Origin of the sequence: Streptomyces sp. CB02400 (assembly GCF_001905725.1) — a bacterium.
GTDB classification, from domain to species: Bacteria; Actinomycetota; Actinomycetes; order Streptomycetales; family Streptomycetaceae; genus Streptomyces; species Streptomyces atrovirens.
Window position 1 is genome coordinate 271,779 of record NZ_LIWB01000010.1, and the last position, 24,776, is coordinate 296,554.

Consider the following 24,776-nt stretch of genomic DNA (forward strand, 5'->3'; position numbering starts at 1 on the left):
CGGAACGGCGCAGCCCTCCGGCGGGAGGCCGGTGCCCTTCCTGGGAACCTCGTCGGGCGCCTTCTCCGCGATGATCCTTCCCTGGTTGTCGAGGGAGCCGCTGCCTTCGTCCCAGCAGCCGCTGCGCCCGTGGGTGTCGACTGCGAAGCTGTTGCCACCGAAGCCTCCGAGCATCGGGTCACGGCCGAGGGTGTGGTCGGACAGGTGGTTGATGGGTCCTGCTCCGCCCGCCGCACCGCGGAGCGCGACCTCGTCCGGGCCCGTTCCATCCAGAACCTGGCGGTCTCGAGGACGGAGGCGACGGCCATGGCCTCCGTCTCGACCACACCGGTCCGCGACTCGACGTCCTCGAGGTGGAACAGCGCCGCGTCGGCGACGTCGCCCTTCCAGGACTGGTGCGGCGGCCCGGTGACCTGCCGACGGTGGCGGTCGGTGAGCGAGTCCGTGGTCGTCGACAGCGGGCGCCACGACTTGGCCGCGGCCTCCGGACCGGAGAAGTCCCGCTTCATCAGCCGGCTGAAGTCAGAGGCCATGGCGACGCCCCCGCCCGGCCGGCCGACCGGGACACCCCGTACGGCACGCCGAGCCGACACGCACAGACATCAGGCAACCCCCGCCGCTGTGAATCGGTCACGCATTCGAGGGCTCACCCTAGCCGACGTCGCACTTCTCTGATCAAGTCTGCGGAGGAAGCGTCCGCGTGAGGCAGCTCGGTACCTACGCCAGGACAGAAAACCGACAAGCCGACCCCACGCCCGTATGCCGTGGCCGGCCCGGAGCGTCGGCTCGGTCGACACGGACGGCCGCCCCGCCCTGATGTCCCAGGAGCACGCGCTGTTCCCGTGGCCGGCCTCGGGCAAGAACACCGAACCCGCCCTGAGGTTCAGAGGGATCGCCGAGTCCGCTCGTCGGGATCGCCGTCGGCCTGCTGCTGGTTGCAGCCCGCTGGAACGGCGCGTGCTGCGCGGCCGGGGTCTGCTGGTCATCCACCGAACGCACGGCACCGGCTCCGCGGGGCACCACCCACCGCGGAGCCGGTTCCGCCGAACGCACCGGTGGACACCACCGGGCCGGCCGGCACTCCGGCCGGCCCTCTCACCGAAGCACTTCCGCCTGGCAGAAGCCTCCTTGCCCGACGGTCGCAGCCGACAGGACCCTGATCCCGACCACGGAACGCGGGGCGACGACGCCCCGCCGACAGGGACGGGGCCGCCATGCCGCACATCACCGCCTTCGCCAGGAACCAGTGGTACGTCGCCGCCTACAGTCACGAGGTGGGCCGGGAGCTGCTCGGACGCACGGTGCTCGGGGAGCCGCTCGTGCTCTACCGGACCGAGGGCGACGGAACGCCGGTCGTGCTCAACGACCGGTGCGTGCACCGCCGTTACCCGCTCTCCGAGGCGCCGACGCGGCTCGACGGCGATCGGATCGTGTGTGGGTACCACGGGTTCACCTACGACACCACGGGCACGTGCGTGTACGTGCCGGGGCAGAAGCGGGTGCCGCGCACCGCGCGCGTCGCCTCCTACCCCGTCGTCGAGCAGGACTCGCTGGTCTGGGTGTGGATCGGTGACCCGGCGCTCGCCGACGCGGGGAGCATTCCGCGGGCCCGGCACCTGGACTCCCCCGGCTGGGTGACCGTGCGGGGCATGGAGCCCATCGACTGCGACCACGGGCTGCTCGTCGACAACCTCCTCGACCTCTCCCACGAGACCTACCTGCACGGCGGCTACATCGGCACCCCCGAGGTCGCCGAGACACCGATCACCACCGAGGTCGACGAGGGCGCCGGGATCGTACGGGTGAGCCGGCACATGGACGACGCGGCGTGCCCGCCGTTCTACGCCCGGTCGACCGGGATCGACGGCCGGATCACCCGCTGGCAGGACATCGAGTACCACGCGCCGTGCCTGTATCTGCTGCACAGCAGGATCGCCCCGGTGGGTGTGCTGCCCGAACCGGACGGCAGCGACCCGGGCGGCTTCCACACCGAGATCACGTACGCCATCACGCCGTCCGCCGACGGCAAGGTGTACGACTTCTGGGCGGTCTCGCGGGACTGGGCCACGGGCGACGCCGAGGTGAGCGAGTTCCTGCGGAGCAACAACCACACGGTCGTCATGCAGGACGTCGACGCGCTCAACCTGCTCCAGCGCTCCCTCGGCACCGAACGCGCCGGTTACCAGGAGCTGAGCATCAACATCGACACCGGCGGTCTGGCCGCCCGCCGTATCCTCGCCCGGCTGGTGGAGGAGGGCGACAAGCCCGTGGAGAGGATCCGATGAGCGAGCGCGCCGGCGAGATCTACCGCGTCGACTGGCTGCCGGGCACCGATCTGCTGCACGGCACCTGCCACTGCGGACGCGAGCACACCGCGCAGGACCCGGTCGAGATGTGGGAGTGGATGCTCGCCCATCCGCGGGGGCACGAGCCACGAGGAGCCGGTGCATGACCTCGTACGACGACATCGAACTCGTCGTGGAGCGGCGGGAGCCGGCGGCCGAGGACGTTCTCGTCCTCACCTTGCGGCACCCGTCGGGCACGGAGCTGCCCGCCTGGGAGCCGGGCGCGCACATCGACCTGGTGCTCGGACCGGGTCTGGAGCGGCAGTACTCGCTGTGCGGGGACCCGGCGGACCGGGACCGCTGGCGGATCGCCGTCCTGCGCGAGCGGGACGGGCGCGGTGGCTCCGCGCATGTGCACGAGCGGGTACGGCCGGGCGACAAGGTACGGGCGCGCGGTCCCCGCAACCACTTCCGGCTGGAGCCGGCCGGAAGTTACCGCTTCGTCGCGGGCGGCATCGGCATCACCCCCGTCCTGCCGATGCTGGCCGCGGCCGAGGCGGCGGGCGCCGACTGGACGCTGCTGTACGGCGGGCGCACCCGCGCCTCCATGGCGTTCACCGGGGAGCTGGCCCGGTACGGGGAACGGGTCACGCTCGCCCCCGAGGACGAGGCCGGGCTGCCGGCCCTCGCCCCGGTGCTGGACGGTCTTCCGGAGGGCACCCTCGTCTACTGCTGCGGTCCCGGTCCGCTGCTCGACGCGGTCGAGGAGCGGTGCCCGGCCGGGGTGCTGCGCGTGGAGCGGTTCCGTCCCACAACGCAACACAGCGGTGAAGAGCGTGAGTTCGAGGTCGTACTGGCCCGCAGCGGCCGGACGCTCACCGTCGCGCCGGACGTCTCCGTCCTGGATATGGTGCGCGGGGCCGGTGTCGAGGTGCTCTACTCCTGCACCGAGGGCACCTGCGGTACCTGCGAGACCGAGGTGCTGGAGGGCGACCCCGACCACCGTGACTCGGTGCTCACCGAGGAGGAGCGGGCGGCCGGGGAGACCATGCTCATCTGTGTGTCCCGGTGTCGTGGGCGGCGGCTCGTGCTGGACCTGTGATCCGCAGGTCGGCGTCGATCCGGGCGACCGTCGCCAGCAGGTGGGGCAGCAGGTCCCGGCGTACGGACTCCGCGGAGTTGCGGCCGGCGTGCACCGCGATGTTCACGCCGGCCACCACCTCGCCGTCCCGGTCCCGCACCGGCGCGGCGACCGACCTGAGCCCGTCCTCCAGCTCCTGGTCGACGAGCGCGTAACCCTGGCGGCGCACCCGGCGCAGCTCGGCGCGCAGGGCGTCCGCCGAGACGATGGTGCGGGAGGTGTGCGGGCGCAGGTCGGCGCGGGCCAGCCGGGCCTCGGTCTCGGCGTCCGGCAGACCGGCGAGGATCACCCGGCCCACGGAGGTCAGATGGGCCGGGAAGCGGGTGCCGACCGTGATCGACGCCGTCATGATGCGGCTGGTGGGGACGCGGGCGACGTACACCACGTCGTCGCCGTCCAGCACGCACAGCGAGGACGACTCCCGCACCTGCGCGACGAGTCGCTCCAGGTGCGGCTCGGCGATCTGCGACAGCGTGAAGCCGGCGAGGTAGGAGTAGCCGAGCTCCAGCACCCGCGGGGTGAGCCGGAAGAGCCGGCCGTCGGTGTGGACGTAGCCGAGGTCGGCCAGCGTGAGCAGGAAGCGGCGGGCCGCCGCGCGGGTCAGTTCGCAGGCGCGGGCGACCTCGCTCAGGGTCAGCGCCGGGTGCTCGGCGTCGAAGGCCCGGATGACGGCGAGGCCCCGCTCGAAGGACCGGACGAAGTGCGGTCCGCGGACGTCAACGGTCATCGTGGCCTCCGGGAAGACGTACGAACGTACGCGTCGCGCACGCTATGAGTGCGCGATCCGACTGTCAACGATGCGTCCGCGCCTGAGGGGTTGTCCACGATGCGATCGTTGACGATTGGACGGTGTACGGGGATTGACCGTGTCTCGGCGCGGGCCCTACGTTCCCGATCGGTACGTTCGTTCTCTCTGCGCACAGCCTGTCGGAGCATCCGGTCCGGTCCCACCGCGGGAGTCACAGTCATGCGTCGTCGTCTGCTCATCGGCCTCACGGCCCTGTCCGTCCTGACCGCCGCGACGGCCTGCGGCTCGTCCGACTCCGACGAGTCGGACCAGGCAGGCTCGTCCGGCGGCACCACCGACGTCACGGTGGGCCTCATCCCCATCGTCGACGTGGCGCCCCTGTATCTGGGCCAGAAGAAGGGCTTCTTCAGCGAGCGCGGACTGAAGCTCGACTTCTCCAGCGCGCAGGGCGGCGCCGCCATCGTGCCCGGCGTGGCCAGCGGCCAGTTCGAGTTCGGGTTCTCCAACATGACCTCGCTGATGATCGCCCGGTCCAACAACGTGCCGGTGAAGGCGGTGGCGAACGGCATCGCCTCGACCGGTGAGGTGGGCAACGACTTCGAGGCGCTCACCGTCAAGGGCGACAGCCCGGTCAAGTCGGCGAAGGACCTGGAGGGCAAGAAGGTCGCCATCAACACCCTGAAGAACATCAACGAGACCGCGGTGCGCGCCTCGGTGCGCAAGGCGGGCGGCGATCCCGACAAGGTGGAGCTGGTCGAGCTGGCCTTCGACCAGATGCCGGCCGCGCTCGACGGCGGGCGGATCGACGCGGCGATGGTGGTGGAACCGGCGCTGGCCACCATCAAGAGCCAGGGCGGCCGGGAGATCGCCTCCCCCATGATCGACATCGCCCCGAAGCTCACGGTCGCCATGTACTTCACCTCCACCAAGTACGCGCAGGAGAACCCGGAGGTGGTGAAGAAGTTCCAGGAGGCCACCGCCGAGTCCCTGGCCTACGCGGACTCCCACCCCGACGAGGTGCGCGAGATCGTCACCACGTACACGAAGATCCCCGCGGACGTGCTGGCGAAGGTGACCCTGCCGAAGTGGCCGGCCGAGCCCAACCGCGCCGCCATCGAGCGACTGGCCGAACTGGGCGCGCAGGACGGCCTGTTCGAGCAGACACCGGATCTGGACGAGCTGCTGCCGTGAGGGGTGCGAACGCCGCTCTCGGTGCGGCCGGGCTCGCGGCCTTCCTCCTCCTGGCCGAGGCGGTGCCGCGGCTCGGCCTGGTCGAGGAGGACTACTTCCCGCCGGCCGGCCGCATCGCCGACGCGCTCGGCACGGAGATCACGGACGGCGCCTTCTGGACCGCGCTCGGCGACACCCTCACCGGCTGGGCGCTGGGCCTGGCGATCGCGGTCGGCGCGGGGATCGTCGCCGGGGTGGTCCTGTCGACGGTGCCGTATCTGCGCGAGGCGACGGCGTCCACGATCGAGTTCCTGCGCCCCATCCCGTCGGTCGCGCTGATCCCGCTGGCGGTGCTGCTGTACGGCACCGAACTGGAGTCGGTGCTGCTCCTCGTGGTGTACGCCTCCTTCTGGCAGGTGCTGATCCAGGTCCTGTACGGCGTCCAGGACGTCGATCCGGTCGCCGAGGAGACGGCACGGTCGTACGGGCTCGGCCCCTGGGCGCGGATCCGGCACGTACTGTGGCCGACCGCGCTGCCGTACGTGATGACCGGGGTGCGGCTGGCGGCGGCGGTCGCGCTGATCCTCACCATCACCGCCGAACTCGTCATCGGCGCACCGGGGTTGGGCGCCCGGATCGCCGTGGCGCAGACCTCGCAGGCGGTGCCCGAGATGTACGCGCTGATCGTCGTCGCCGGACTGCTCGGGCTGCTGATCAACGTCGGGGCCCGGTCGGTGGAGCGGCGGGCGCTGGCCTGGCACCAGTCGGTGCGCGGGGAGGTGGCGGTGTGAGGCGGCTGCTGCTGCGCCTGGTGTTCGTGCTCGCGCTGCCCGTGGTGCTGGTGGCGGTGTGGTGGGTGTCCTCGGCCGGCAGCGAGGACGTGTACTGGCCGCCGCTGCGCACGATCCTGGAGACGTTCCCGGACGTGTGGACCGGTGAGCGGTGGCGCGGTGACGTGCTGCCCAGCGTGCTGCGGCTCACGGCGGGCTACGCCCTCGCCGCCGTCGTCGGCGTCGCGCTCGGCACGCTGATCGGCTCGTACCGGAGGGTGCGCGCGGTGTGCGAGCCGGTGCTGGAGTTCCTGCGGGCCGTGCCGCCGCCGGTGCTGGTGCCGGTGATCATGCTGTTCGCGGGCATCGGCGACACGATGAAGATCGTCGTCATCGCCAGCGGCTGCGTCTGGCCGGTGCTGCTCAACACGGTCGAGGGGGTCCGCGCGGTCGACGCGGTGATGACCGAGACGGCCCGCTCCTACGGCATCACGGGCGCCGCGCGCCTGAAGGACGTGGTGCTGCCCTCGGCGGGCCCGCAGATCTTCGCGGGTCTGCGGCAGGCGCTGTCGATCGGCATCATCCTGATGGTGATCAGCGAGATGTTCGCCGCCAGCAACGGTCTCGGCTTCACCATCGTGCAGTTCCAGCGCTCCTTCGCGATCCCCGACATGTGGACCGGCATCCTGCTGCTCGGTCTGCTCGGCTTCGTCCTCTCGGTCCTCTTCCAACTGGTCGAGCGGCGGGCGCTCGGCTGGTACCACGGCCTGCGCGCCGCCGCCCGGCGGTCCCGGTGAAACTCCTGAAAGGGCGGTCCATGCTCGACGTACGCGGTCTGCGGAAGGTGTACGAGGGATCGGGGCGGCGCGTCGAGGCGGTGCGCGACCTGACCTTCACCGTGGCGGCCGGTGAACTGGTCTGCCTGGTCGGCCCGTCGGGCTGCGGCAAGACGACGCTGCTGAAGTGCGTGGGCGGGCTGCTCGAACCGACGGCCGGCGAGGTGTTCCTGGCCGGGCGGAAGGTGGACGGTCCGCCCCCCGGCATGGCGTTCGTGTTCCAGGAGTACGGGCGCAGCCTCTTCCCGTGGATGCGGGTCGGCCAGAACGTCGAACTCCCGCTGAAGCAGAAGGACCTGGGCAAGGCGCGACGCCGCGAGCTGGTCGCGGACGCCCTCGCCTCGGTGGGCCTCGCGGACGCGGCCGGGGCGTACCCGTGGCAGCTCTCCGGCGGCATGCAGCAGCGGGTGGCGATCGCGCGGGCGCTGGCGTACGAGCCGGAGGTGCTGCTGATGGACGAGCCGTTCGCGGCGGTGGACGCGCAGACCCGCGCCGATCTGGAGGACCTGGTACGACGGTTGTGGCGGGAGCGCGGGATCACGGTCCTGTTCGTCACCCATGACATCGACGAGGCGGTGTACCTCGGCGAGCGGGTGATCGTGCTGTCGGCCTCCCCCACCGTCGTACGGGAACAGCTGAAGGTCGATCTGCCCGCCGAACGGGACCAGCTGAGCACCCGCGTGGCACCGCGCTTCGCCGAGCTGCGGACCCATGTGTACGAGCGGATCCAGGCGGCGAAGCGCGGAGTCGCCACGGCCAAGACGGATACGCCTCCGCCTCACTGAACAACGCGGGGCGTTCCGGGGCGGGGCCTCAGGCGCGCAGCCAGACCGCGGTGTCCTTCGGCAGTCGTCCCTCGGGGTCCAGGGGGCCGCTGGCGAGGAGCGGCGCGGTGTGGGCCGGGAGGGTGGCGGGCGTGTCCGCGAGGTTCACCACGCAGAGGGTGCCGCCGTCCGCGCGGGTGAAGGCGAGCACGCCGTCGGCGGCGGGGAGCCAGGTGAGCGGGCCGTCGCCGAGGACCGGGCGCAGGCGAATCGCCTCGCGGTAGAGAGCGAGCATCGAGCCGGGGTCCCGCGCCTGCCGGTCGGCCGCGTACGACGCCCAGCCGGCGGGCTGCGGCAGCCACGGTTCGCCGCCGAACCCGGCGTGCGGCGCGTCGGCCGTCCACGGCAGCGGCACCCTGCACCCGTCGCGGCCGGGGTCGGTGCCCCCGGAGCGGGCGTGCATGGGGTCCTCGATGCGGTCGAGCGGGATGTCGGCCTCGGGCAGGCCGAGTTCCTCGCCCTGGTAGACGTAGACCGCGCCGGGCAGGGCCAGGGAGAGCAGGGCGGCGGCGCGGGCCCGGCGGGTGCCGAGGGTGAGGTCGGTCGGGGTGCCGAAGGCCTTGGTGGCGAAGTCGAAGCCGGTGTCGGCGCGGCCGTAGCGGGTGACCGTGCGGGTGACGTCGTGGTTGCACAGCACCCAGGTGGCGGGGGCGCCGATCGGCGCGTGTTCGGCGAGGGTGTCCTCGATGGAGGTGCGCAGTCGTGCCGCGTCCCAGGGGCAGGTCATGAAGGAGAAGTTGAACGCGGTGTGCAGTTCGTCGGGGCGCAGGTAGCGGGCGAAGCGTTCGGTGTCGGGGAGCCAGACCTCGCCGACGAAGACGCCACCGTACTCGTCGGCGACGGCCCGCCAGCCCCGGTAGACGTCGTGGAGTTCGTCGCGGTCGACATAGGGGTGCGGGTCGCGGTCCTCGACGAAGTCGGGCAGCCGGGGGTCCTTCACCAGCAGTGCGGCCGAGTCGATGCGCACGCCGGCCACGCCCCGTTCGAACCAGAAGCGCAGGACGTCCTCGTGCTCCTGGCGGACGGCGGGATGCGCCCAGTTGAGGTCGGGCTGCTCGGGGGCGAACAGGTGGAGGTACCAGTCGCCGTCCGGCAGCCGGGTCCAGGCGGGGCCGCCGAACTCCGACCGCCAGTCGTTCGGCGGGAGTTCACCGTGCTCACCACGGCCGGGGCGGAAGTGGAACAGTTCCCGCTCGGGGCCGCCGGCGAGCGCGGCCCGGAACCAGGGGTGCTGGTCGGAGACATGGTTCGGCACGATGTCGACGATCGTGCGGATGTCCAGTTCCCGGGCCTCGGCGATGAGTTTCTCCGCCTCGGCGAGGGTGCCGAAGGCAGGGTCGATCGTCCGGTAGTCGGCGACGTCGTAGCCGCCGTCCTTCATCGGGGACAGGTACCAGGGGTTGAACCACAGGGCGTCCACACCGAGTTCGGCGAGGTACGGCAGCCTGGCGCGAACGCCCGCGAGGTCGCCGGTGCCGTCGCCGTCACCGTCGGCGAAGCTGCGGACGTACACCTGGTAGATGACGGCGGAGCGCCACCAGTCGTCGTTCAGGGCAGGGGTGGGCTGTCCCACGGTGCGTGCCTTTCTCTTCTGTAAGGGGTTTCCGGCGTCAGCCCTTGGTGCTGCCCGCGCTGATTCCGGCGATGATGTGCCGCTGGAAGACGAGGAACAGCGCGACCATGGGGATGCTGGCGATCACCATCGCGGCGATGAGCACGGTCAGCTGGATGTTCTGCGACAGCTGCACGAGGGCCACGCTGATCGGCTGTTTGCCGGTGTCGGAGAAGACCATGAGCGGCCACAGGAAGTCCTGCCACACGGCGACCAGGGCGAAGATCGACACCACGCCGAGCACCGGACGCGACATGGGCAGCACGATCGACCACAGGGTGCGCAGCTTCCCCGCGCCGTCCATCTCCGCGGCCTCGAGCACGTCCCTGGGCAGTTGGTCGAAGAACCGCTTGAGCAGGTAGAGGTTGAAGGCGTTGGCGACGGCCGGCAGCCAGATGGCGAGGGGGTCGTTGAGGAGGCCGAGGTCGGCCACGGTCAGGTACTTCGGTACGACCAGGGCCTGCGCCGGGACCATCAGCGTGGCGAGGATGCCGCCGAGGATCAGCTTGCCGAAGGCGGGCCGGAGCTTGGACAGGGCGTAGGCGGCGGCCGTGCAGAACACCAGTTGGAACAGCCAGGCGCCGGCCGCCTGCACCACCGTGTTCCACAGGTGCGTGGGCAGCTCCATCAGCTCCCAGGCGTCGGTGTACCCGCTGGTGCTCCAGCTCTCCGGGAGGAGGGTGGGCGGGGTGCGGGCCACCTCGTCGGGTGACTTCATCGCGCCGCTCGCCATCCAGTAGACGGGGAAGAGGAAGGCGAGCGCGAACAGCACGACGATGCCGGTGAACACGGTCCAGTAGACGGCCCTGCCGCGCGGGCGGGCCAGCACCGCCGGCGAGACGAGGGTGCGGGTGGTGCTGCTCATGCGGCCTCCTCTCCGGAGCGGGTGAGACGGAGGTAGACGGCGGAGAACGCGCCGAGCAGGGCGAGGAGCATCACGCTCAGCGCGCAGGCGCCGCCGAAGTCGTTGTAGAGGAAGGCGTACTTGTAGATGAGGTAGAGGACGGTCACGGTCGCGTTCTCGGGGCCGCCGCCGGTGATCACGAAGGGTTCGGTGAACACCTGCATGGTGGCGATGATCTGGAGCAGCATCAGCATGAGGATGACGAACCTGGTCTGCGGGATCGTCACATGGCGGATGCGCTGGAGGAGGTTCGCGCCGTCCAGCTCGGCGGCCTCGTACAGCTCGCCGGGGATGGACTGCAGGGCGGCGAGGTAGATGAGGACGGTGCCGCCCATGTTGGCCCAGGTGGCGACGATGACCAGGGAGACCAGGGCGGTGTCGGCGCCGTTGGACCAGTTCGAGGTGGGCAGGTGGAGGAAGCGCAGTGCCTCGTTGGCGAGGCCGGCGCCGGGGTCGTAGAACCACTTCCACAGCAGGGCGCTGACCACCGGCGGGATCATCACCGGGAGATAGACGACGACCCGGAAGAAGGCTTTGGCGTGCCTCAGTTCGTTGAGCACGAGGGCCAGGACGAAGGGGATCGCGAAGCCGATCAGCAGGGCGAGCAGGGTGAAGGTGAGCGTGTTGCGCCAGGCGGCGCCGAACTCGGGGTCGTTCAGGACCCGGGTGAAGTTGGCGGTGCCGACCCATTCGGGGTCGGAGCCCGGCGTGTACTTCTGGAAGGCGATCACGACGGCGCGGATCGCCGGGTACCAGGAGAACAGGGCGAAGCAGACGAGTCCGCCGAGGAGGAAGCCGTGGGCGCGCAGATGGTCGGTGAGGCGGCGCCGTCTCCGGTCCCCTGCCGGGGACGGCGCCTTCACCGGACGGACCCGCACGGCCGTGGCCGGCCGTTCAACCGTCTTCGTCACCGGTCAGCTCCGGGCCAGGATGCCGTCGATCTTGCCGGAGGCGTCCTTCAGGAGCCGGTCGATGTCCGCGTCCTCCTTGGTGAGGACGGCGGAGACGACACTGTCGAGGACGGAGTAGAGCTGCTGGGCGTGCGGCGGCTCGATCTTCATCTCCAGTTGCTGGTTGCCGTCGAGGAATGCCTGGTAGTTCTCCACCGGGACATTGGCGTTGGCCTTCTTGACCTGCTGGTCCTTGGTGTCGGCGGCGCCGGTGAACAGACGGGGCTCGGGCAGGCCGACCGGGGCGTCGTTCTTCTTGGCGCGGGCGTAGTCGCCGAGGAAGCCGTCGCCGGGGGTGAGGAACATGTGGTCGAGCCACTTGAGACCGGCGCGGATCTGCTCGGGTGAGGCGTTCTTGTTGAACATGTAGCCGTCGCCGCCGATGAGGGTGCCTTCGCCGCCGGGCATGGGGGCGAGGGCGATGTTCTCGTACTCGGCGCCCTTCTCCTTGACGAGGATCGGGATGTTGTCGGGGGCGGCGAGGTACATGCCGAGCTTGCCGGCGCCCATCATCTGCTGGACGTCGTTGATGACGAGCAGTTGCTTGCTGCCCATCGACTCGTCCTTCCAGCGCATGTCGTGGAGGGTCTGGAGCACGGCGTGGCCCTCGGGGGTGTCGATGGTGGCCTTCTTGCCGTCGGCGCTCACCACGTCGCCGCCCTGGGAGTAGAGCTCGGCGGTGAAGTGCCAGCCGCCCTGGTTCTGGGCGCTGTAGTCGGCGTAGCCGACGGTGCCGTCGCCGAGTGCGGCGATCTTCTTGGCGGCGTCGCGGACCTCGTCCCAGGTGGTGGGCGGCCGGTCCGGGTCGAGGCCGGCCTTCTCGAAGAGTTCCCGGTTGTAGATCAGGCCCATCGAGTAGCCGGTGCGCGGGATGCCGTAGACCTTGCCGTCGACGGTGTAGATGTCCCGCAGTTGCTGCTGGATGGTGTCGTAGCTCTTCAACTCCTTGACGTACGGGGTGAGATCGGCCGCCTGATCGATGTCGACGACGTGCCGTGCGTCGGTGAAGTACGTGTAGAAGACGTCCTCCATCTGCCCGCCGGCGAGTTTGGCGTCGAACGTCTTCGGGTCCTGGCAGGGGAACGCGTCGTGCGGGACGACGTCGATGTCCGGGTTCTTCTTCTCGAAGGCGGCGATGTCCTCCTCGAAGAACTGCCGGTCGACCTTGGCGCTCTTGGGCGGCATGCAGTTGACGGTGATGCGGGTCTTGCCGCCGGCGGCTTCGTCGTCCGCGCCGCAGGCGGTGAGCGCGAGCGCGCCGACGCCTAGCGCGACGAGGGTACGACGGATCCCGGTGTTTCTCATCGGTGGACCCCTTAAGGGACAGGAGCGAGTGAACCCCTCGGAACAGGAGCGGTGGGCGGGGCACACTCAAGCACCGACGACATCGGCCCGCAAGATGTCGCGCAGAATTTGAAATTATTCGACAGCGGAGTGGATCTCAGGAACGGGGAGCCTGGGCGGTCGACCCCCGCACCACCAGCTCGGGTTCGAACAGCAGCTCCTCGGGGGCCACCACACTGCCGCTGATCTGCGCGTTCAGCAGTTCCACCACCGCCTTGCCCATGGCCTCGATGGGCTGCCGGACGGTGGTGAGCGGGGGCTCGGTGCAGTTCATCAGCGCCGAGTCGTCGTATCCGACGACGGATATCCGTCCGGGCACGTCGAGTCCCTTGCGGCGGGCGGCCCGTACGACACCGAGGGCGAGGGGGTCGCTGGCGCAGATGAAGCCGGTGACGCCCCGCTCGATGAGCCGGGAGGCGGCGGCGTGTCCGCCCTCGATGGAGAACATGGCGCGGGCGACATGCTCTTCGGGCACCTCGCCGGCGACCGCGCGGGCGGCGGCCAGTTTGCGGGCCGAGGGCATGTGGTCGCCGGGGCCGAGCACCAGCCCGATGCGCTCGTGCCCGAGCGAGGCCAGATGCCGCCAGGCCTGCTCCACGGCCACGGCGTCGTCGCACGACACGGCGGGGAAGCCGAGGTGTTCGATGGCCGCGTTGACGAGGACGACCGGAATGTTGCGCTCGGCGAGCCGCCGGTAGTGGTCGTGGGGCGCGTCGGCCTGGGCGTACAGCCCGCCGGCGAACACGACACCGGACACCTGCTGCTGGAGCAGCAGGTCCACGTAGTCCGCCTCGGAGACACCGCCCCGCGTCTGGGTGCACAGCACCGGCGTGAGACCGAGCTGGGCCAGCGCACCGCCGATGACCTCCGCGAAGGCCGGGAAGATCGGGTTCTGCAGCTCGGGCAGGACCAGGCCGACCAGCCGGGCGCGCTCACCGCGCAGCTGGGTGGGCCGCTCGTAGCCGAGCACGTCCAGGGCGGAGAGCACGGCCTGCCGGGTGGCCTCGGAGACTCCGGGCTTGCCGTTGAGCACCCGGCTGACCGTGGCCTCGCTGACCCCGACCTTCTTCGCCACCACAGCAAGTCGTCGCGTCATGCACGCAAGAGTAGCGCAAGAAACGCAAGCGGCTTGCGTTTCCGCGCAAATTTGTTGTCAAGGCGCCGCCCAGAGCCCTCGGACATGTCCGAGGTGGCGGGTCATCACGGCCCGTACGGCCTCCGTGTCCCGGGCGAGCAGCGCGTCGAGCAGCTCCAGGTGCTCCTCGGCCGACGCCTCCAGCCGTCCCTGCTCCACCAGCGCGGTCAGCCCGTACAGCCGTGCGCGCTGTCGCAGGTCCCGGACCACCTCGACCAGGTGGCCGTTGCCGGCGAGCGCCAGCAGCCCGAGGTGGAAGCGCTGGTCGGCCTCGATGTACGCGATGAGGTCACCGGCCGCGGCGGCGGTGACGATCTCCTCGGCGACCGGACGCAGCGCCTGGAGCGCCACCGGGTCCGCGGTGGCGGCCAGCCCGGCCGTCGTCGGGATCTCGATGAGTGCGCGGATGTGGGTGTACTCGTCGAGCTGCCGGTCGGAGACGGCGGTGACCCGGAAGCCCTTGTTGGGCACGGTGTCGACCAGCCCCTCCTTGGCGAGGTCGAGCATGGCCTCGCGCACGGGGGTGGCGGAGACACCGAAGCGGGCGGCGAGGCCGGGGGCCGAGTACACCTCGCCGGGGCGCAGCTCCCCGGCGATCAGCGCGGCCCGCAGCGCGTCCGCGACCCGTTCGCGGTAGCTGGGCCTGCGGCCACCCAGGTCGGAGAGGGCGGTGTTCACAGGACGAACCCCGCCGGGAAGGGGTCGCGCGGGTCCAGCAGGTACTGGGCGGTGCCCGTGATCCAGGCCCGGCCGGTGAAGCTGGGCAGCACCGCCGGACGGCCGGCCACCTCGGTGGTGCCGAGCAGCCGGCCGGTGAACCGGGTGCCGATGAAGGACTCGTTCACGAACTCGGTGTGCAGCGGGAGTTCGCCGCGCGCGTGGAGCTGGGCCATGCGGGCGCTGGTGCCGGTGCCGCAGGGCGAGCGGTCGAACCAGCCGGGGTGGATCACCATGGCGTGCCGGGAGTGGCGGGCGGTGGCGTCGGGAGCGGTCACCTGCACATGGTGACAGCCGTGGATGGACGGGTCCTCGGGGTGGACGGGTTCCCCCTCGGCGTTGATCGCCTCCATCAGGGACAGGCCGGCCGCGAGGATGTCGTCCTTGCGGGACCGGTCGTAGGGCAGCCCGAGCCGGTCCAGCGGCAGGATGGCGTAGAAGTTGCCGCCGAAGGCGAGGTCGTAGGTCACCGTCCGTCCGTCGGGCAGGGTGGCCTTCCGGTCGAGGGCGACGGCGAAGGACGGCACGTTGCGCAGGGTCACGGCGGTGGCGGCGCCGTCCTCGACCGCCACCTCGGCGACGACGACCCCGGCGGGGGTGTCCAGGCGGATGGTGGTGACCGGTTCGACGACCTCGACCATGCCGGTCTCGACGAGCACGGTCGCGACGCCGATCGTGCCGTGCCCGCACATCGGGAGGTAGCCGGAGACCTCGATGTAGACGACACCCCAGTCGCAGTCGGGCCGGGTCGGCGGCTGGAGGATCGCGCCGCTCATCGCGGAGTGCCCGCGCGGCTCGTTCATCAGCAACTGCTTGATGTCGTCGCGGTGTTCACGGAAGTACAGGCGTCGTTCGTTCATCGTCGCGCCCGGGATGGCGCCGATGCCGCCGGTGATCACCCGGGTCGGCATGCCCTCGGTGTGCGAGTCGACGGCGTGCAGGACGAGCTTGCTGCGCATGTCCGTCCCTCCCTACGCGAGTCCGGCCGCGACGGCCTTCTCGGTGGCCGCGCGGACGGCCGCCTCCTGACCGGGTTCCAGCGGGCCTCGGGGTGGGCGGCAGGTGCCGCCGTGGCGCCCGACGAGGTCCATGGACAGCTTGATCGCCTGCACGAACTCCACCCGTGAGTCCCAGCGGAGCAGAGGGTGCAGTTGCCGGTAGAGCGGCAGCGCGGTGTCGAGGTCGCCGCCGGTGGCGGCGCGGTACAGCTCCACGCAGGAGCGGGGCAGCGCGTTCGGGTAACCGGCCACCCAGCCCTTGGCACCGGCGACGGCGAGCTCCAGCAGGACGTCGTCCGCGCCGATCAGCAGGTCCAGTTCGGGGGCGAGTTCGGCGATCCGGTAGGCGCGGCGGACGTCCCCGGAGAACTCCTTGACGGCCTGCACGTGTCCCTCGCCGTGCAGCCGGGCGAGCAGTTCCGGTACCAGGTCGACCTTGGTGTCGATGGGGTTGTTGTAGGCGACGACCGGGAGTCCGGCCGCGGCGACCTCGGCGTAGTGGGCGAGGACGGCGCGCTCGTCGGCGCGGTAGGCGTTGGGCGGCAGCAGCATCACGGCCCGGCAGCCGGCCTCGGCCGCCTGCTCGGTCCAGCGGCGGGCCTCGGCGGATCCGTAGGCGGCGACGCCTGGCATGACGCGCTCCCCGCCGATCGCGGCGACGGCCGTCTCGACGACCCGGGCGCGCTCCTCGGGGGTGAGCACCTGGTACTCGCCGAGGGATCCGTTCGGTACGACGCCGTCGCAGCCGTTGTCCACGAGCCAGGCGCAGTGCTCGGCATAGCGGTCGTGGTTCACGGAGAGGTCGTCGTTCAGCGGGAGCGCGGTGGCGACGAGGACGCCGCGCCAGGGACGGTGGTCGGTCATGAGGGTCCTCTCTCGGTGTGCTGTTCGTGCTGTTCGGCGAGTACGCCCAGCGGCACCGGCCGGGCGAACGGCCGCCGGGACGGGGCGGGTTCGCATCCGGCGAGCCCGGCGACCGCCGGTTCGCACATCCGGCCCTGGCACCAGCCCATGCCGGCCCGGGTGAGCAGCTTGACCGTGCGGGCGTCCCCGGCGCCGAGCGCGAGGGCCTCGCGGACCGTGCCCGCCGTGACCTCCTCGCAGCGGCAGACCACGGTGTCGTCGGTGACCCGGTCGGTCCAGTGGGCGGGCGGGGCGTAGGCGGCGTCGAGTGCGGCCGCGTATCCGCGCATCCGGGCGCGGGCCCTGGCGGCCGGGGCCCACTCTCCGGGGTCGGGCACGGTGCCCCGCAGCCGGGCGGCGATCGAGCGGCCCGCGATGTGCCCCTCGGCGAGCGCGAGAGCGGCCCCGCCGACGCCGGTGGCCTCGCCCGCCGCCCACACGCCGGGTACGTCGGTGCGCTGTTCCGCGTCGACGGCCACGGTGAGTCCGTCGAGGCGGCAGCCGAGGCTCTCGGCGAGGTCGGTGTGCGGGAGCATGCCGTGGCTCACCGCGAGGGTGTCGCAGGGCAGACGGCGTTCGGTGCCGGGCCGGACGCGGCCGTGCGCGTCCAGGGCGGCGACGGTGACGCCGGTGAGCCGGGTGTCGCCGTGGGCGCGGACGACGGTGTGGCGGGCGAGGAACGGTACGCGGTGGCGCAGCAGCCGGGCCGCGTACCCGGCGCCCTCGGGCAACTTGCCGGCCAGAGCTCCGGCGTGCCGCAGCAGGCGGCCCGGGTCCGCGGACTCCACCAGCGCGGCGACTCGTACGCCCGCCGCCGCGAGCCCGGTCGCCACCGGCAGCAGCAGCGGCCCGGTCCCGGCCACGACGGCGGTCCGGCCCGGTACGACGAGCCCGCCCTTGAGCATCGCCTGGGCGCCGCCCGCGGTGACGACTCCGGGGAGGGTCCAGCCGGGGAAGGGCAGCACGGTCTCGTATCCGCCGGTGGCCAGCAGTACGGCGGTGGCGCGCACCTCGGCCGGCTTCTCCTGCTCCGGTCCGAGCAGCGCGTGCACGGCCGGTCCGTCGGGTGTCCGCTCCACGCACCACACATGGTGCTCGCTCAGCACCCGCACGGAGCTCGTGGCGAGCCGGTCCCGCAGCCCGACCCAGGTGCGCCACTGGTGGTGCAGGGCCTGGGGGCGTTCCGCGCGGAGTCCGGCGGCGGGCTGCCGGTAGAACTGCCCGCCCGGTTCCGGAGCCGCGTCGACCAGGGCGACCCGCAGACCGCGCCGGTCCGCCGCGAGGGCCGCGGCGAGTCCCGCCGGTCCCGCGCCGATCACCGCGAGGTCAGTCCGCACGGCCCGTCCCCTCCTGGCTGCGGATCACGTCGCCGGGCCGGGCCGGGACCAGACAGGCCCGCTGGTTGGGGCGGTCGTTCACGGTGACCAGGCAGTCGAAGCACACCCCGATCCCGCAGAACACCCCGCGGGGGCGTCCGCCGCCCCGGGTGGTGCGCCACGAGGTGACGCCCGCGGCCCACAGCGCGGCGGCGACCGTCCGGCCGGGCAGCGCCTCGATCCGCCGTCCGTCGAAGGTGACCTCGAAGGCGGGTCCGGGCCCCGCCCCGGCGAGTTCCAGTGGATTCACTGCTCGGCCTCCTTCGTCGTACGGGGGAAGCGGTCGGGCCGGAACGGGGTGAGGTCCAGTTCCGGTGTCCCACCGGTCAGGGCCTGGGCGATCAGCAGGCCGGTGCCGGTGGCCAGTCCGATGCCCGCGCCCTCGTGGCCGCACGCGTGGAACAGTCCGGGCGCCCGGGGGTCGGGGCCGATCGCGGGGAGGTGGTCGGGCAGATACGGCCGGAAGCCGGCGTACGCGCGCAGGGCCCGTACGCCGGACAGGAAGGGGAACAGGCGGGTCGCCCCCGCCGCCAGGGCCCGCACCGCCGGGAGGGACAGGGACCGGTCGAAGCCGACCCGTTCCCGGCTGGCGCCGATGAGCACCGGTCCGGCGGCCGTTCCCTCCACCACGGGGGAGGTCTGCAGTGCCGCCGAGTCGCTGGCGACGTCGGCGACGTAGTCGGCGGCGTACACCTTGTGCCGGACACGGGGCGGCAGTGGCTCGGTGACCAGGACGAAGCCGCGTCGGGGCAGGACGGGCAGGGACACCCCGGCGCGGGCCGCCAGTTCGCCGCCCCAGGTGCCGGCCGCGTTGACCACGGCGGGGGCGTGCAGGTCGCCGCGGTCCGTGCGCACCCCGCGCACCGCGCCGTCGGCGGTGCGCAGGACGCGGGTCACCTCGCGGCCGGTGAGCAGCCGGGCCCCGGAGGCGCGCAGGAGGTGGGCGGCGGCGAGGGCGGGCATCACCTGGGCGTCCTGCGGATAGCGCACACCGCCCGCGAGGCCGGGCGCCAGACGCGGTTCCAGGTCGTGGAGCCGGTCGGCGGGGACGGGGTCGGCCGTCACCCCGGCGGCCCGCTGGGTGTCCGCGAACCTCCGCAGCCCGTCGAGCGTTTCGGGGTTCTCGGCGACGACGAGTCCGCCCTTGGCCTCGTACTCGACCGGCCTGCCCAGTTCCTGTGCCACCTGTGCCCACAACCGGTTGGACAGCAGGGCGAGTTCGAGTTCGGGGCCGGGCGCCTTGTCGGAGACGAGGAGGTTCCCCTCGCCCGCGCCGGTCGTGCCGCCGGCCACGGGGCCCCGGTCCACCACGGTCACGGCGAGGCCCGCCCGGGCCGCGTACAGGGCGCAGGCGGCGCCCGTCATCCCGGCGCCCACCACCACGACATCGCAGGTCAGCGGCTCGCTCACGCCAGTAATATGTCACACAGCACTGCTGTGGGGAAGAGGGCGGACGTCGTCGGCGACGGGCCGCTTCAGTCGGCGGAACGGACCACTCTCAGGTGGGAGGCGGCGCGGCGGTACCCGCGCTCCCCGGACGGGGCGCGGCGCGCCTCGCGCAGGACGAGCGTCAGCCGGGTGCAGTCCATGTCCTGGAGGGTCGGGGTCGTCTCCGTGACGATCCGGCAGTCCGTGGCGCCCCAGCGCGGGTCGGGGTGCAGCAACGGCCGTACGGCGCCGTCGTGTTCGGCGGCCTGCTCGCCGACGGCCCGCAGCCAGTGCGGCAGTCCGTGCCGGTAGGCGGCTTCCATGATGGGGTCCTGGGCGATGTCGCGGCGGATGGCCCCCAGGCCGTGGTCGTGGCCGTACCGTTCGACGGCCTCGGCGAAGTGGGCCAGCATCGGCAGGCACCAGCTCGACTCGTGGTCGCCGAGCACCGTGGCCGCGTCCGGGTGGAAGAGGACGAACCGGAGGAAGTTGTCGCCGGGCAGAGCCGTGGGGTGCGGCTCGACATCCTGGAAAAGCGACCGGAAAGCGGTGTTGGTGAGCAGCACGTCCCAGCGGTGGTCGACCACCAGGGAGGGGAAGGGGACCGCCTCCAGGAGGACGGCGTAGTCCTGCAGATAGGCCTGGGCCTCGGGAGTCCCGGGGACGGGCCGCGGTACCGGCCGCTGCCCTCCTGCCTGATGTGCCATCGGGAGGTCACCCCTCTTGCCTGTGCGGCCCTGACGCGGCGCCCCGATCCTGCTGCCCGCACGCGAGGCGTGTCAACTATCGTGGCATTTCATGTCGGTTGACGGCTGAAATTGGCCACAGTTGTGGCGAGACCTGGATGTGGGTTCGAGGCAACGGCTAGTCTCCGTGAAGTTCACGGCAATCGCTTGTGAGAAGCCTGTGAGAGACGTAGGAGATCTTTCGGTGACGGGTGGCTTCGAGGGTCCGGGCGCCACGCCGACGACCGCGCTGCCGGCCGTCGTCGCCCGCGTCACCGCACTCGCCGACCGGCTCGGCGTGGCGCACACCGAGGTCTTCGACATCGGCCGGCTGTCCGCCGCCTCCGGTGTTCCCGAGTCCGTGGTCAAGGCGCTGCTGAGCGGCCGGCCCGCGGGCGAGCCCGATGTGCAGGCGCGGTTCGTGCAGCGGCTGGACCTGCTGCGCCGCACCCGGCTGAAGCCGAACGGCCGCAAGTACACCCAGCAGGAGATCGCCGACGGCGCGGGCATGTCCCGGCAGCAGGCCGGCGCGCTGATCAACGGCGACCGGCGTCCGACCATGGAGCACTGCGACGCCATCCAGCGGTTCTTCCGGGTGCACGCCGGTTTCCTCACCGCCGAGGACCCCGAGGCGCTCGCGGGCGCGCTCCAGCACACCGAGCAGGAGCTGCTGCAGAAACTCGCGGACCGTGAGCGGGCGGCGGCGGCACCGGCCGACGACCCGCTGGAGCGGCTGCTGCAGGACCACGGGGTGCGCGGGATCGCCTGGCGGGCCGCCCAACTGCCCACCGACCAGCACCGCGACAAGGTCGCGGAGTGGCTGGACATGCTCCTGGAGAGCGTCCAGCGGCCCAGGGCCTGACGACGGAGCCGACGCTTCCCGGCTCGGCCGGCCGATCTGCACGCGGCTCCGCGCGAGGCGGTGGGCAGGCGCCGCGGCCGGCCCGTGCTGTTCCGTACGGCGGTCCTCCCGTCCGGGACGGCGAGCGGGCTGTGGCCCGGCAAGGCGGGCCGGGATCTCGTCGTGATCGAGGAACGCACGGTGCCGGGCCACCGGTCGGTGATCCTGGGTCACGAGCCGGCACATGCGGGACGGCCACCGCGGACGACCGTCCCGAAGAGCGCCGTACGCACCCGATTCGGGCTCGCCGAGGAGAAGGAAACCGAGTCCTCCGGCCTGCCACCGCCCGGCAGATGCCGCACCCGGCCTGCCGGTTCGTCACCGCGCGGGCCGGTGCGGCGGGTACAGCCGACGGGACGGAGCGGCCGGCAGGACGGGAACAGCCGGCAAGGCAGGAACGGCCGGCGGGACGGGAGCGAGGCGTCGTCGGGGTGCTCGGGGCCGCAGGGTCGGGCGGGTACGCCCCGGCGTGCGTGCCCGCCGGGCGGGCGAACCGGACCCCGGTGGGATCCGATTGTCAGTGGTGGGCGGCAAGCTGGAGGCGATGTGTGACCGATCTCGACACGGGGAGAGCCGAGCGATGTCCACCGCCGTACTGACCGACCGCGAGCGCACCGCCGTCCAGGCCTATCTACGGCTGCTGCACACGGTGCGCGCCGCCCTCGACACCCAGTCGGGCCCGCCGGGGCCCGTCGGGCCCCCGATGGTGCCGCCCTCCGTGCTCGCCGAGGCGGAGACCGCCCTGGCCCGGGCGGGCCTGGCCGGCAACGAGGAGGTGTTCTTCCGGATGCTGCGCGACTGGCACCCCGAGCCGTAGAAGGGGTGGCCCGCTCAGCTGTGCGGGACGGCGATCGCCGTCGCGACCAGGTCCTTCTCGGTGATCCAGCGGCCGGTGAAGTGGTCGACCACTCGGGTGCCCACGCGCGGGCCGGGGACGAGGAGGGTGGCCCGGAAGCCGCCGCGGGTGTGGTCGCCGGGGTCGGCGAAGAGGTCGAGGTCGGCCTCCATGAAGTCCAGCCACTTCCCGGTGAGCGGGAACCACGCCTTGTAGACGGACTCCTTGGCGCTGAACAGCAGCCGGTCCCAGTGCACGGCGGGCAGCTCCTCGGCCAGCTCGCCGATCCGCGTCGCCTCCCGCGGCAGCGCCACGGAGGACAGGACGCCCTCGGGCAGCGGAGCGTGGGGCTCCGCGTCGATGCCGAGGGACGCCAGGTCGGCGGTGCGCACCAGGGCGGCGGCGCAGTAGCCCGGGCAGTGGGTCATGCTGCCGGCCAGCCCGTCGGGCCAGACGGGGGCGCCCCGCTCACCGGGCAGCACCGGCTGCGCGGGCACGCCCAGCTTGTCCATGGCGCGGCGGGCGCAGGAACGTACGGCGGTGAACTCCCGGCGGCGCTTGAGGACGGCGCGCGCCATCAGCGCCTCCTCCTCGGGATACAGCGGAGCGTCGACGCCCTCGTCGCCGTGGGCCTCGACGGTGACCACCGTCTGCGGCAGCAGTTCTTCGATCATCGTCCCTCGTCCTCCCCCGGCACGATCCGGCGCAGCCGCCCCGGCGGCTGTTCCCGCTTGCGCCATTCGCGCGGATAGCCCACCGACACCTCCTCGAAGCGGACGCCGTCCTGCCAGGTGGTCCGGGGGATGTGCAGATGGCCGTAGACCATGGTGTGGACGGGGAACCGCCGGTGCCAGTCGTCGGTGAGCACGGTGCCGCACCACATGGCGAACTCGGGGTACCACAGGACGTCCGTCGGATGGCGGTGCAGCGGCCAGTGGTTGACCAGGACGAGCGGCAGTCCGTCCGGCACCTCGGCCAGCCGGCGCCCGGTCTCGTCGACCCGGGCCCGGCACCAGGCCTCCCGGGTCGGGTACGGGTCGGGGTGCAGCAGCCGCTCGTCGGTGCAGACGACCCCGGTGCCGTGCGCGTACTCCAGTCCCTCGTCCTTGGTGGCGCACCCGGACGGCAGGAACGAGTAGTCGTACAGCAGGAACAGCGGTGCGACGACGACCGGGCCGCCGGGGCCGTCCCAGACGGGGTAGGGGTCCTCGGGTGTGATCACCCCGAGGTCGCGGCACTGTTCGACCAGATGGTCGTAGCGGGCGACGCCGCGCAGTGTGACCGGGTCGCTCGGATGGGTCCACAGTTCGTGGTTGCCGGGCACCCAGACGACCTTGGCGAACCGGCCGGCCAGGGTCTTGATGGCCCAGCGGATGTCCTCCACGGTCTCCGCGACGTCACCGGCCACGAGCAGCCAGTCCTTGTCCGACTCGGGCCGCATGCCGTCGACCAGGGCACGGTTCTCGGCGTAGCCGATGTGCAGGTCGCTGATGGCCCACAGCTGTCCGCCGCCGTCTGTCCCCGACATCACCCGTCTCCCCTCCAGCCGTCACACACGCCCTCACGAACGAGATCACATCCGTGCCGCCGGAACAAGCACGACCCGTCACCCGTGTGTGGTACGGGAACGGCTGTCGAAGCCCTATGATCTGCCCCATCACCACCGTCGTGAAACGTCCTTCGCACAGGGCGGTTCGGTGACCCTCCATACTCCTGCCCGGGCAACGGGCCACTGAGCCCTGCCCGCGAGCCCCGGAAGGCGGCCTGCATGATCTCTCGCGTACGCGTCTGGCTCAACCGCACGTACGCGGAGAACGTGTTCTTCATGGATCAGCTGCGGAGAAATCCCGGCGACCGGGCCGTCGAGATCCACGCCACCCACGGCGACCCCGACTCCCCCGTGCTGGCCGCCGCCGACACCGCCGAACTCGAGCCCGAGGGGCTGTCCCCGGCGGCGTACGTCGAGTACGCGCTCGCCCAGTGCGAGCGGCGCGGCATCGACGTGTTCGTGCCCCGGCTGCACCAGGCGGCGATCGTCGCGCACCGCGCCGAGTTCGAGGCGGTCGGTACGGCGCTCCTTGCGCCGCCGCCCGAGGCGGTGGCCGTGTTCCACGACAAGGTGATCGCCTATGAGGCGGTCCAGGCGATCGGGGTGCCCGTGCCGCCGTGGTGGCGGGTCCGTAGTGCGGGCGAACTCGTCGCAGCGGTCGACGAGTTGGAGGCGGGCGGACACCGGGCCTGTTTCAAGCCCGCGTCCGGCGCGGGCGGGGTGGGCTTCCGCGTGATCACCCGCGCGCCCTTCTCGCTCACCCAGCTGAGCGGCTTCCCGAGCCCGTACGTGCCGCTCGGTCTGGTGCTGGACGCCCTGCGGGAGGCCGACGAGCCGGTGGACTGGCTGGTGATGCCCCGGCTGGAGCAGCCCGAGGTGTCGGTGGACTGTCTCACCGGCGCCGACAACCGGATCCGACTGGCGGTGGGGCGCACCAAGAACGGCCGGCGCAGAGGCTTCACGCTGCACGAGCAGTGGCTGGAGCCGGCCCGGCGGATCGCGGAGGGCTTCGGACTGCATTATCTGTCCAACATCCAGTTCCGGATGCTGGGCGAGCGGCCCGTGCTCATGGACGTCAACACCCGGCCGGCGGGTGGGCTGCACCAGTTGTCGCTGTGCGGGGTGAACGCCCCGTGGGCCGCCGTGCGGCTGGCGCTCGGCGAGGACCCGGGCGAGCTGGCGCCGCCGTTCCTGGGCCAGGACTACACGGTGGTGTCGGGTCCGCGTCCGCTGCTGCCGGTGACGCTGCCGCAGCAGCGTGCCGACGTGCCCGCGCCCGCGCCCGCGCTGGGGGTCGTACCGGCTCCGGCCGCGTCCGTGGAGCCGCGGACGGCGACCGGGGCGCGCACGTAGAAATTTTTTCGGGGAATTTCCACCGGGGGTGTATCAGGGGCCGGGCCCCGTGCTCTTGATGGTGAAGGCGACTTGGGGAAGCCGCCGGGGGGAAGCACGGGGGAACGGGGGGCTCGGGTCGGTCGGCCGCTGTCACGGGGGGCGACCGGCCGGCCCGAAGCCGTGTGCCGTGCCGGCTAGGCCCAATACCGGTGATTTAGGTTGTTTTCCGGCTGGTTGAAGTGGCTCTGGTCGGCTCGACCAGCCGGACCGTCGGGGTGTCTGGCCGTGGT

At 72.0% G+C, this 24,776-nt stretch carries 25 protein-coding genes and 2 pseudogenes; 12 read left to right on the top strand and 15 right to left on the bottom strand.

Annotated features, from left to right (window positions below):
• Positions 1–777: 777 nt before the first annotated feature.
• The 4 genes and pseudogenes from AMK33_RS43940 to AMK33_RS24395 all read left to right on the top strand — a co-directional run.
• A pseudogene (locus tag AMK33_RS43940) lies at positions 778–918 on the top strand (ABC transporter ATP-binding protein); the annotation flags it as partial.
• A 296-nt stretch (positions 919–1,214) separates the two neighbouring features.
• Positions 1,215–2,285 (top strand): aromatic ring-hydroxylating dioxygenase subunit alpha, encoded by a 1,071-nt coding sequence (locus AMK33_RS24390; protein WP_073935083.1) that lies wholly within the window; start codon positions 1,215–1,217, stop codon positions 2,283–2,285.
• Positions 2,282–2,452: a hypothetical protein gene (locus tag AMK33_RS42930; protein ID WP_167748586.1), complete on the top strand. Its 171-nt coding sequence runs from the start codon at positions 2,282–2,284 to the stop codon at positions 2,450–2,452. Before AMK33_RS24390 ends, AMK33_RS42930 begins: the two co-directional genes overlap by 4 nt.
• Positions 2,449–3,387 (top strand): PDR/VanB family oxidoreductase, encoded by a 939-nt coding sequence (locus AMK33_RS24395; protein WP_073935084.1) that lies wholly within the window; start codon positions 2,449–2,451, stop codon positions 3,385–3,387. Before AMK33_RS42930 ends, AMK33_RS24395 begins: the two co-directional genes overlap by 4 nt.
• On the opposite strand, the gene AMK33_RS24400 is transcribed toward AMK33_RS24395, so the two are convergent.
• Positions 3,338–4,153 carry an IclR family transcriptional regulator domain-containing protein gene (locus AMK33_RS24400; protein WP_073935085.1) on the bottom strand — a complete coding sequence of 272 codons (816 nt, stop codon included), beginning with the start codon at positions 4,151–4,153 and terminating at the stop codon, positions 3,338–3,340. The two genes, AMK33_RS24395 and AMK33_RS24400, sit on opposite strands and share 50 nt — an antisense overlap.
• 240 nt (positions 4,154–4,393) lie before the next feature.
• Here AMK33_RS24400 and AMK33_RS24405 point away from each other — a divergent pair, with 240 nt between their 5' ends.
• From AMK33_RS24405 to AMK33_RS24420, 4 genes are read left to right on the top strand one after another with little or no spacing between them, the layout of a single operon-like run.
• Entirely contained in the window at positions 4,394–5,365 is a 972-nt protein-coding gene (locus tag AMK33_RS24405) for an ABC transporter substrate-binding protein (RefSeq protein WP_073935086.1), read from the top strand.
• Positions 5,362–6,135, top strand: coding sequence for an ABC transporter permease (locus AMK33_RS24410; protein ID WP_073935087.1), 774 nt, complete (start codon positions 5,362–5,364; stop codon positions 6,133–6,135). Before AMK33_RS24405 ends, AMK33_RS24410 begins: the two co-directional genes overlap by 4 nt.
• Positions 6,132–6,911: an ABC transporter permease gene (locus AMK33_RS24415; RefSeq protein WP_073935088.1), complete on the top strand. Its 780-nt coding sequence runs from the start codon at positions 6,132–6,134 to the stop codon at positions 6,909–6,911. The genes AMK33_RS24410 and AMK33_RS24415 overlap by 4 nt, the downstream gene beginning before the upstream one ends.
• Before the next feature lie 20 nt (positions 6,912–6,931).
• On the top strand, positions 6,932–7,735 hold the full coding sequence (locus AMK33_RS24420) for an ABC transporter ATP-binding protein (RefSeq protein ID WP_073935089.1): 804 nt from the start codon (positions 6,932–6,934) through the stop codon (positions 7,733–7,735).
• A 28-nt stretch (positions 7,736–7,763) separates the two neighbouring features.
• Here the strand turns inward: AMK33_RS24420 and AMK33_RS24425 are convergent, their stop codons facing one another.
• From AMK33_RS24425 to AMK33_RS24480, 12 genes are all read right to left on the bottom strand, one after another.
• A complete protein-coding gene (locus tag AMK33_RS24425) occupies positions 7,764–9,347 on the bottom strand; it encodes a glycoside hydrolase family 13 protein (RefSeq protein WP_073935090.1) in 1,584 nt (527 codons plus the stop codon).
• A gap of 37 nt (positions 9,348–9,384) precedes the next feature.
• Positions 9,385–10,251: a carbohydrate ABC transporter permease gene (locus AMK33_RS24430; RefSeq protein ID WP_073935091.1), complete on the bottom strand. Its 867-nt coding sequence runs from the start codon at positions 10,249–10,251 to the stop codon at positions 9,385–9,387.
• On the bottom strand, positions 10,248–11,201 hold the full coding sequence (locus AMK33_RS24435; RefSeq protein ID WP_073935092.1) for a carbohydrate ABC transporter permease: 954 nt from the start codon (positions 11,199–11,201) through the stop codon (positions 10,248–10,250). Before AMK33_RS24435 ends, AMK33_RS24430 begins: the two co-directional genes overlap by 4 nt.
• Before the next feature lie 3 nt (positions 11,202–11,204).
• Positions 11,205–12,545, bottom strand: coding sequence for an ABC transporter substrate-binding protein (locus AMK33_RS24440; RefSeq protein WP_073935093.1), 1,341 nt, complete (start codon positions 12,543–12,545; stop codon positions 11,205–11,207).
• Between the two features lie 136 nt (positions 12,546–12,681).
• Entirely contained in the window at positions 12,682–13,680 is a 999-nt protein-coding gene (locus AMK33_RS24445) for a LacI family DNA-binding transcriptional regulator (RefSeq protein ID WP_201263072.1), read from the bottom strand.
• Between the two features lie 57 nt (positions 13,681–13,737).
• A complete protein-coding gene (locus tag AMK33_RS24450) occupies positions 13,738–14,397 on the bottom strand; it encodes a GntR family transcriptional regulator (protein ID WP_073935094.1) in 660 nt (219 codons plus the stop codon).
• Complete coding sequence (locus AMK33_RS24455) at positions 14,394–15,395, bottom strand: proline racemase family protein (protein ID WP_073935095.1); 1,002 nt, start codon at positions 15,393–15,395, stop codon at positions 14,394–14,396. The genes AMK33_RS24450 and AMK33_RS24455 overlap by 4 nt, the downstream gene beginning before the upstream one ends.
• Before the next feature lie 12 nt (positions 15,396–15,407).
• Positions 15,408–16,298 (bottom strand): dihydrodipicolinate synthase family protein, encoded by an 891-nt coding sequence (locus AMK33_RS24460; RefSeq protein WP_073935096.1) that lies wholly within the window; start codon positions 16,296–16,298, stop codon positions 15,408–15,410.
• Positions 16,295–17,674 carry an FAD-dependent oxidoreductase gene (locus AMK33_RS24465; RefSeq protein WP_073935097.1) on the bottom strand — a complete coding sequence of 460 codons (1,380 nt, stop codon included), beginning with the start codon at positions 17,672–17,674 and terminating at the stop codon, positions 16,295–16,297. Before AMK33_RS24465 ends, AMK33_RS24460 begins: the two co-directional genes overlap by 4 nt.
• Positions 17,664–17,963, bottom strand: a complete 300-nt coding sequence (locus AMK33_RS24470; protein ID WP_073935098.1) for a (2Fe-2S)-binding protein — start codon at positions 17,961–17,963, stop codon at positions 17,664–17,666. Before AMK33_RS24470 ends, AMK33_RS24465 begins: the two co-directional genes overlap by 11 nt.
• Positions 17,960–19,123: an NAD(P)/FAD-dependent oxidoreductase gene (locus AMK33_RS24475; protein WP_073935099.1), complete on the bottom strand. Its 1,164-nt coding sequence runs from the start codon at positions 19,121–19,123 to the stop codon at positions 17,960–17,962. The genes AMK33_RS24470 and AMK33_RS24475 overlap by 4 nt, the downstream gene beginning before the upstream one ends.
• 65 nt (positions 19,124–19,188) lie before the next feature.
• The gene (locus tag AMK33_RS24480) at positions 19,189–19,848 is read right to left on the bottom strand and encodes an MmyB family transcriptional regulator (RefSeq protein WP_073935100.1); all 660 of its coding nucleotides are present in this window, start codon (positions 19,846–19,848) and stop codon (positions 19,189–19,191) included.
• 223 nt (positions 19,849–20,071) lie between these two features.
• Between AMK33_RS24480 and AMK33_RS24485 the strand changes: the two genes are divergently transcribed.
• The 3 genes and pseudogenes from AMK33_RS24485 to AMK33_RS24490 all read left to right on the top strand — a co-directional run bounded on the left by AMK33_RS24485 (position 20,072) and on the right by AMK33_RS24490 (position 21,584).
• A complete protein-coding gene (locus AMK33_RS24485) occupies positions 20,072–20,728 on the top strand; it encodes a helix-turn-helix domain-containing protein (RefSeq protein ID WP_073935101.1) in 657 nt (218 codons plus the stop codon).
• Between the two features lie 36 nt (positions 20,729–20,764).
• A pseudogene (locus AMK33_RS45225) lies at positions 20,765–20,944 on the top strand (toxin-antitoxin system, toxin component); the annotation flags it as partial.
• A gap of 403 nt (positions 20,945–21,347) precedes the next feature.
• Positions 21,348–21,584 carry a hypothetical protein gene (locus AMK33_RS24490; RefSeq protein ID WP_073935102.1) on the top strand — a complete coding sequence of 79 codons (237 nt, stop codon included), beginning with the start codon at positions 21,348–21,350 and terminating at the stop codon, positions 21,582–21,584.
• 14 nt (positions 21,585–21,598) lie between these two features.
• On the opposite strand, the gene AMK33_RS24495 is transcribed toward AMK33_RS24490, so the two are convergent.
• A complete protein-coding gene (locus tag AMK33_RS24495; RefSeq protein WP_073935103.1) occupies positions 21,599–22,276 on the bottom strand; it encodes a 4'-phosphopantetheinyl transferase family protein in 678 nt (225 codons plus the stop codon).
• Entirely contained in the window at positions 22,273–23,130 is an 858-nt protein-coding gene (locus AMK33_RS24500) for a metallophosphoesterase family protein (RefSeq protein WP_073935104.1), read from the bottom strand. The genes AMK33_RS24495 and AMK33_RS24500 overlap by 4 nt, the downstream gene beginning before the upstream one ends.
• Before the next feature lie 240 nt (positions 23,131–23,370).
• On the opposite strand from AMK33_RS24500, the gene AMK33_RS24505 reads away from it, so the two are divergent.
• Entirely contained in the window at positions 23,371–24,504 is a 1,134-nt protein-coding gene (locus AMK33_RS24505; protein WP_073935105.1) for an ATP-grasp domain-containing protein, read from the top strand.
• Positions 24,505–24,776 lie beyond the last annotated feature (272 nt).

What these genes read in the sequence shown, in the direction of transcription:
- AMK33_RS24390 (WP_073935083.1), top strand. Translation starts at nt 1,215, where the DNA reads ATGCCGCACATCACCGCCTTCGCCAGGAACCAGTGGTACGTCGCCGCC.
- AMK33_RS42930 (WP_167748586.1), top strand. Translation starts at nt 2,282, where the DNA reads ATGAGCGAGCGCGCCGGCGAGATCTACCGCGTCGACTGGCTGCCGGGC.
- AMK33_RS24395 (WP_073935084.1), top strand. Translation starts at nt 2,449, where the DNA reads ATGACCTCGTACGACGACATCGAACTCGTCGTGGAGCGGCGGGAGCCG.
- AMK33_RS24400 (WP_073935085.1), bottom strand. Translation starts at nt 4,153, where the DNA reads ATGACCGTTGACGTCCGCGGACCGCACTTCGTCCGGTCCTTCGAGCGG.
- AMK33_RS24405 (WP_073935086.1), top strand. Translation starts at nt 4,394, where the DNA reads ATGCGTCGTCGTCTGCTCATCGGCCTCACGGCCCTGTCCGTCCTGACC.
- AMK33_RS24420 (WP_073935089.1), top strand. Translation starts at nt 6,932, where the DNA reads ATGCTCGACGTACGCGGTCTGCGGAAGGTGTACGAGGGATCGGGGCGG.
- AMK33_RS24430 (WP_073935091.1), bottom strand. Translation starts at nt 10,251, where the DNA reads ATGAGCAGCACCACCCGCACCCTCGTCTCGCCGGCGGTGCTGGCCCGC.
- AMK33_RS24440 (WP_073935093.1), bottom strand. Translation starts at nt 12,545, where the DNA reads ATGAGAAACACCGGGATCCGTCGTACCCTCGTCGCGCTAGGCGTCGGC.
- AMK33_RS24445 (WP_201263072.1), bottom strand. Translation starts at nt 13,680, where the DNA reads ATGACGCGACGACTTGCTGTGGTGGCGAAGAAGGTCGGGGTCAGCGAG.
- AMK33_RS24455 (WP_073935095.1), bottom strand. Translation starts at nt 15,395, where the DNA reads ATGCGCAGCAAGCTCGTCCTGCACGCCGTCGACTCGCACACCGAGGGC.
- AMK33_RS24460 (WP_073935096.1), bottom strand. Translation starts at nt 16,298, where the DNA reads ATGACCGACCACCGTCCCTGGCGCGGCGTCCTCGTCGCCACCGCGCTC.
- AMK33_RS24480 (WP_073935100.1), bottom strand. Translation starts at nt 19,848, where the DNA reads ATGGCACATCAGGCAGGAGGGCAGCGGCCGGTACCGCGGCCCGTCCCC.
- AMK33_RS24490 (WP_073935102.1), top strand. Translation starts at nt 21,348, where the DNA reads ATGTCCACCGCCGTACTGACCGACCGCGAGCGCACCGCCGTCCAGGCC.
- AMK33_RS24495 (WP_073935103.1), bottom strand. Translation starts at nt 22,276, where the DNA reads ATGATCGAAGAACTGCTGCCGCAGACGGTGGTCACCGTCGAGGCCCAC.
- AMK33_RS24500 (WP_073935104.1), bottom strand. Translation starts at nt 23,130, where the DNA reads ATGTCGGGGACAGACGGCGGCGGACAGCTGTGGGCCATCAGCGACCTG.
- AMK33_RS24505 (WP_073935105.1), top strand. Translation starts at nt 23,371, where the DNA reads ATGATCTCTCGCGTACGCGTCTGGCTCAACCGCACGTACGCGGAGAAC.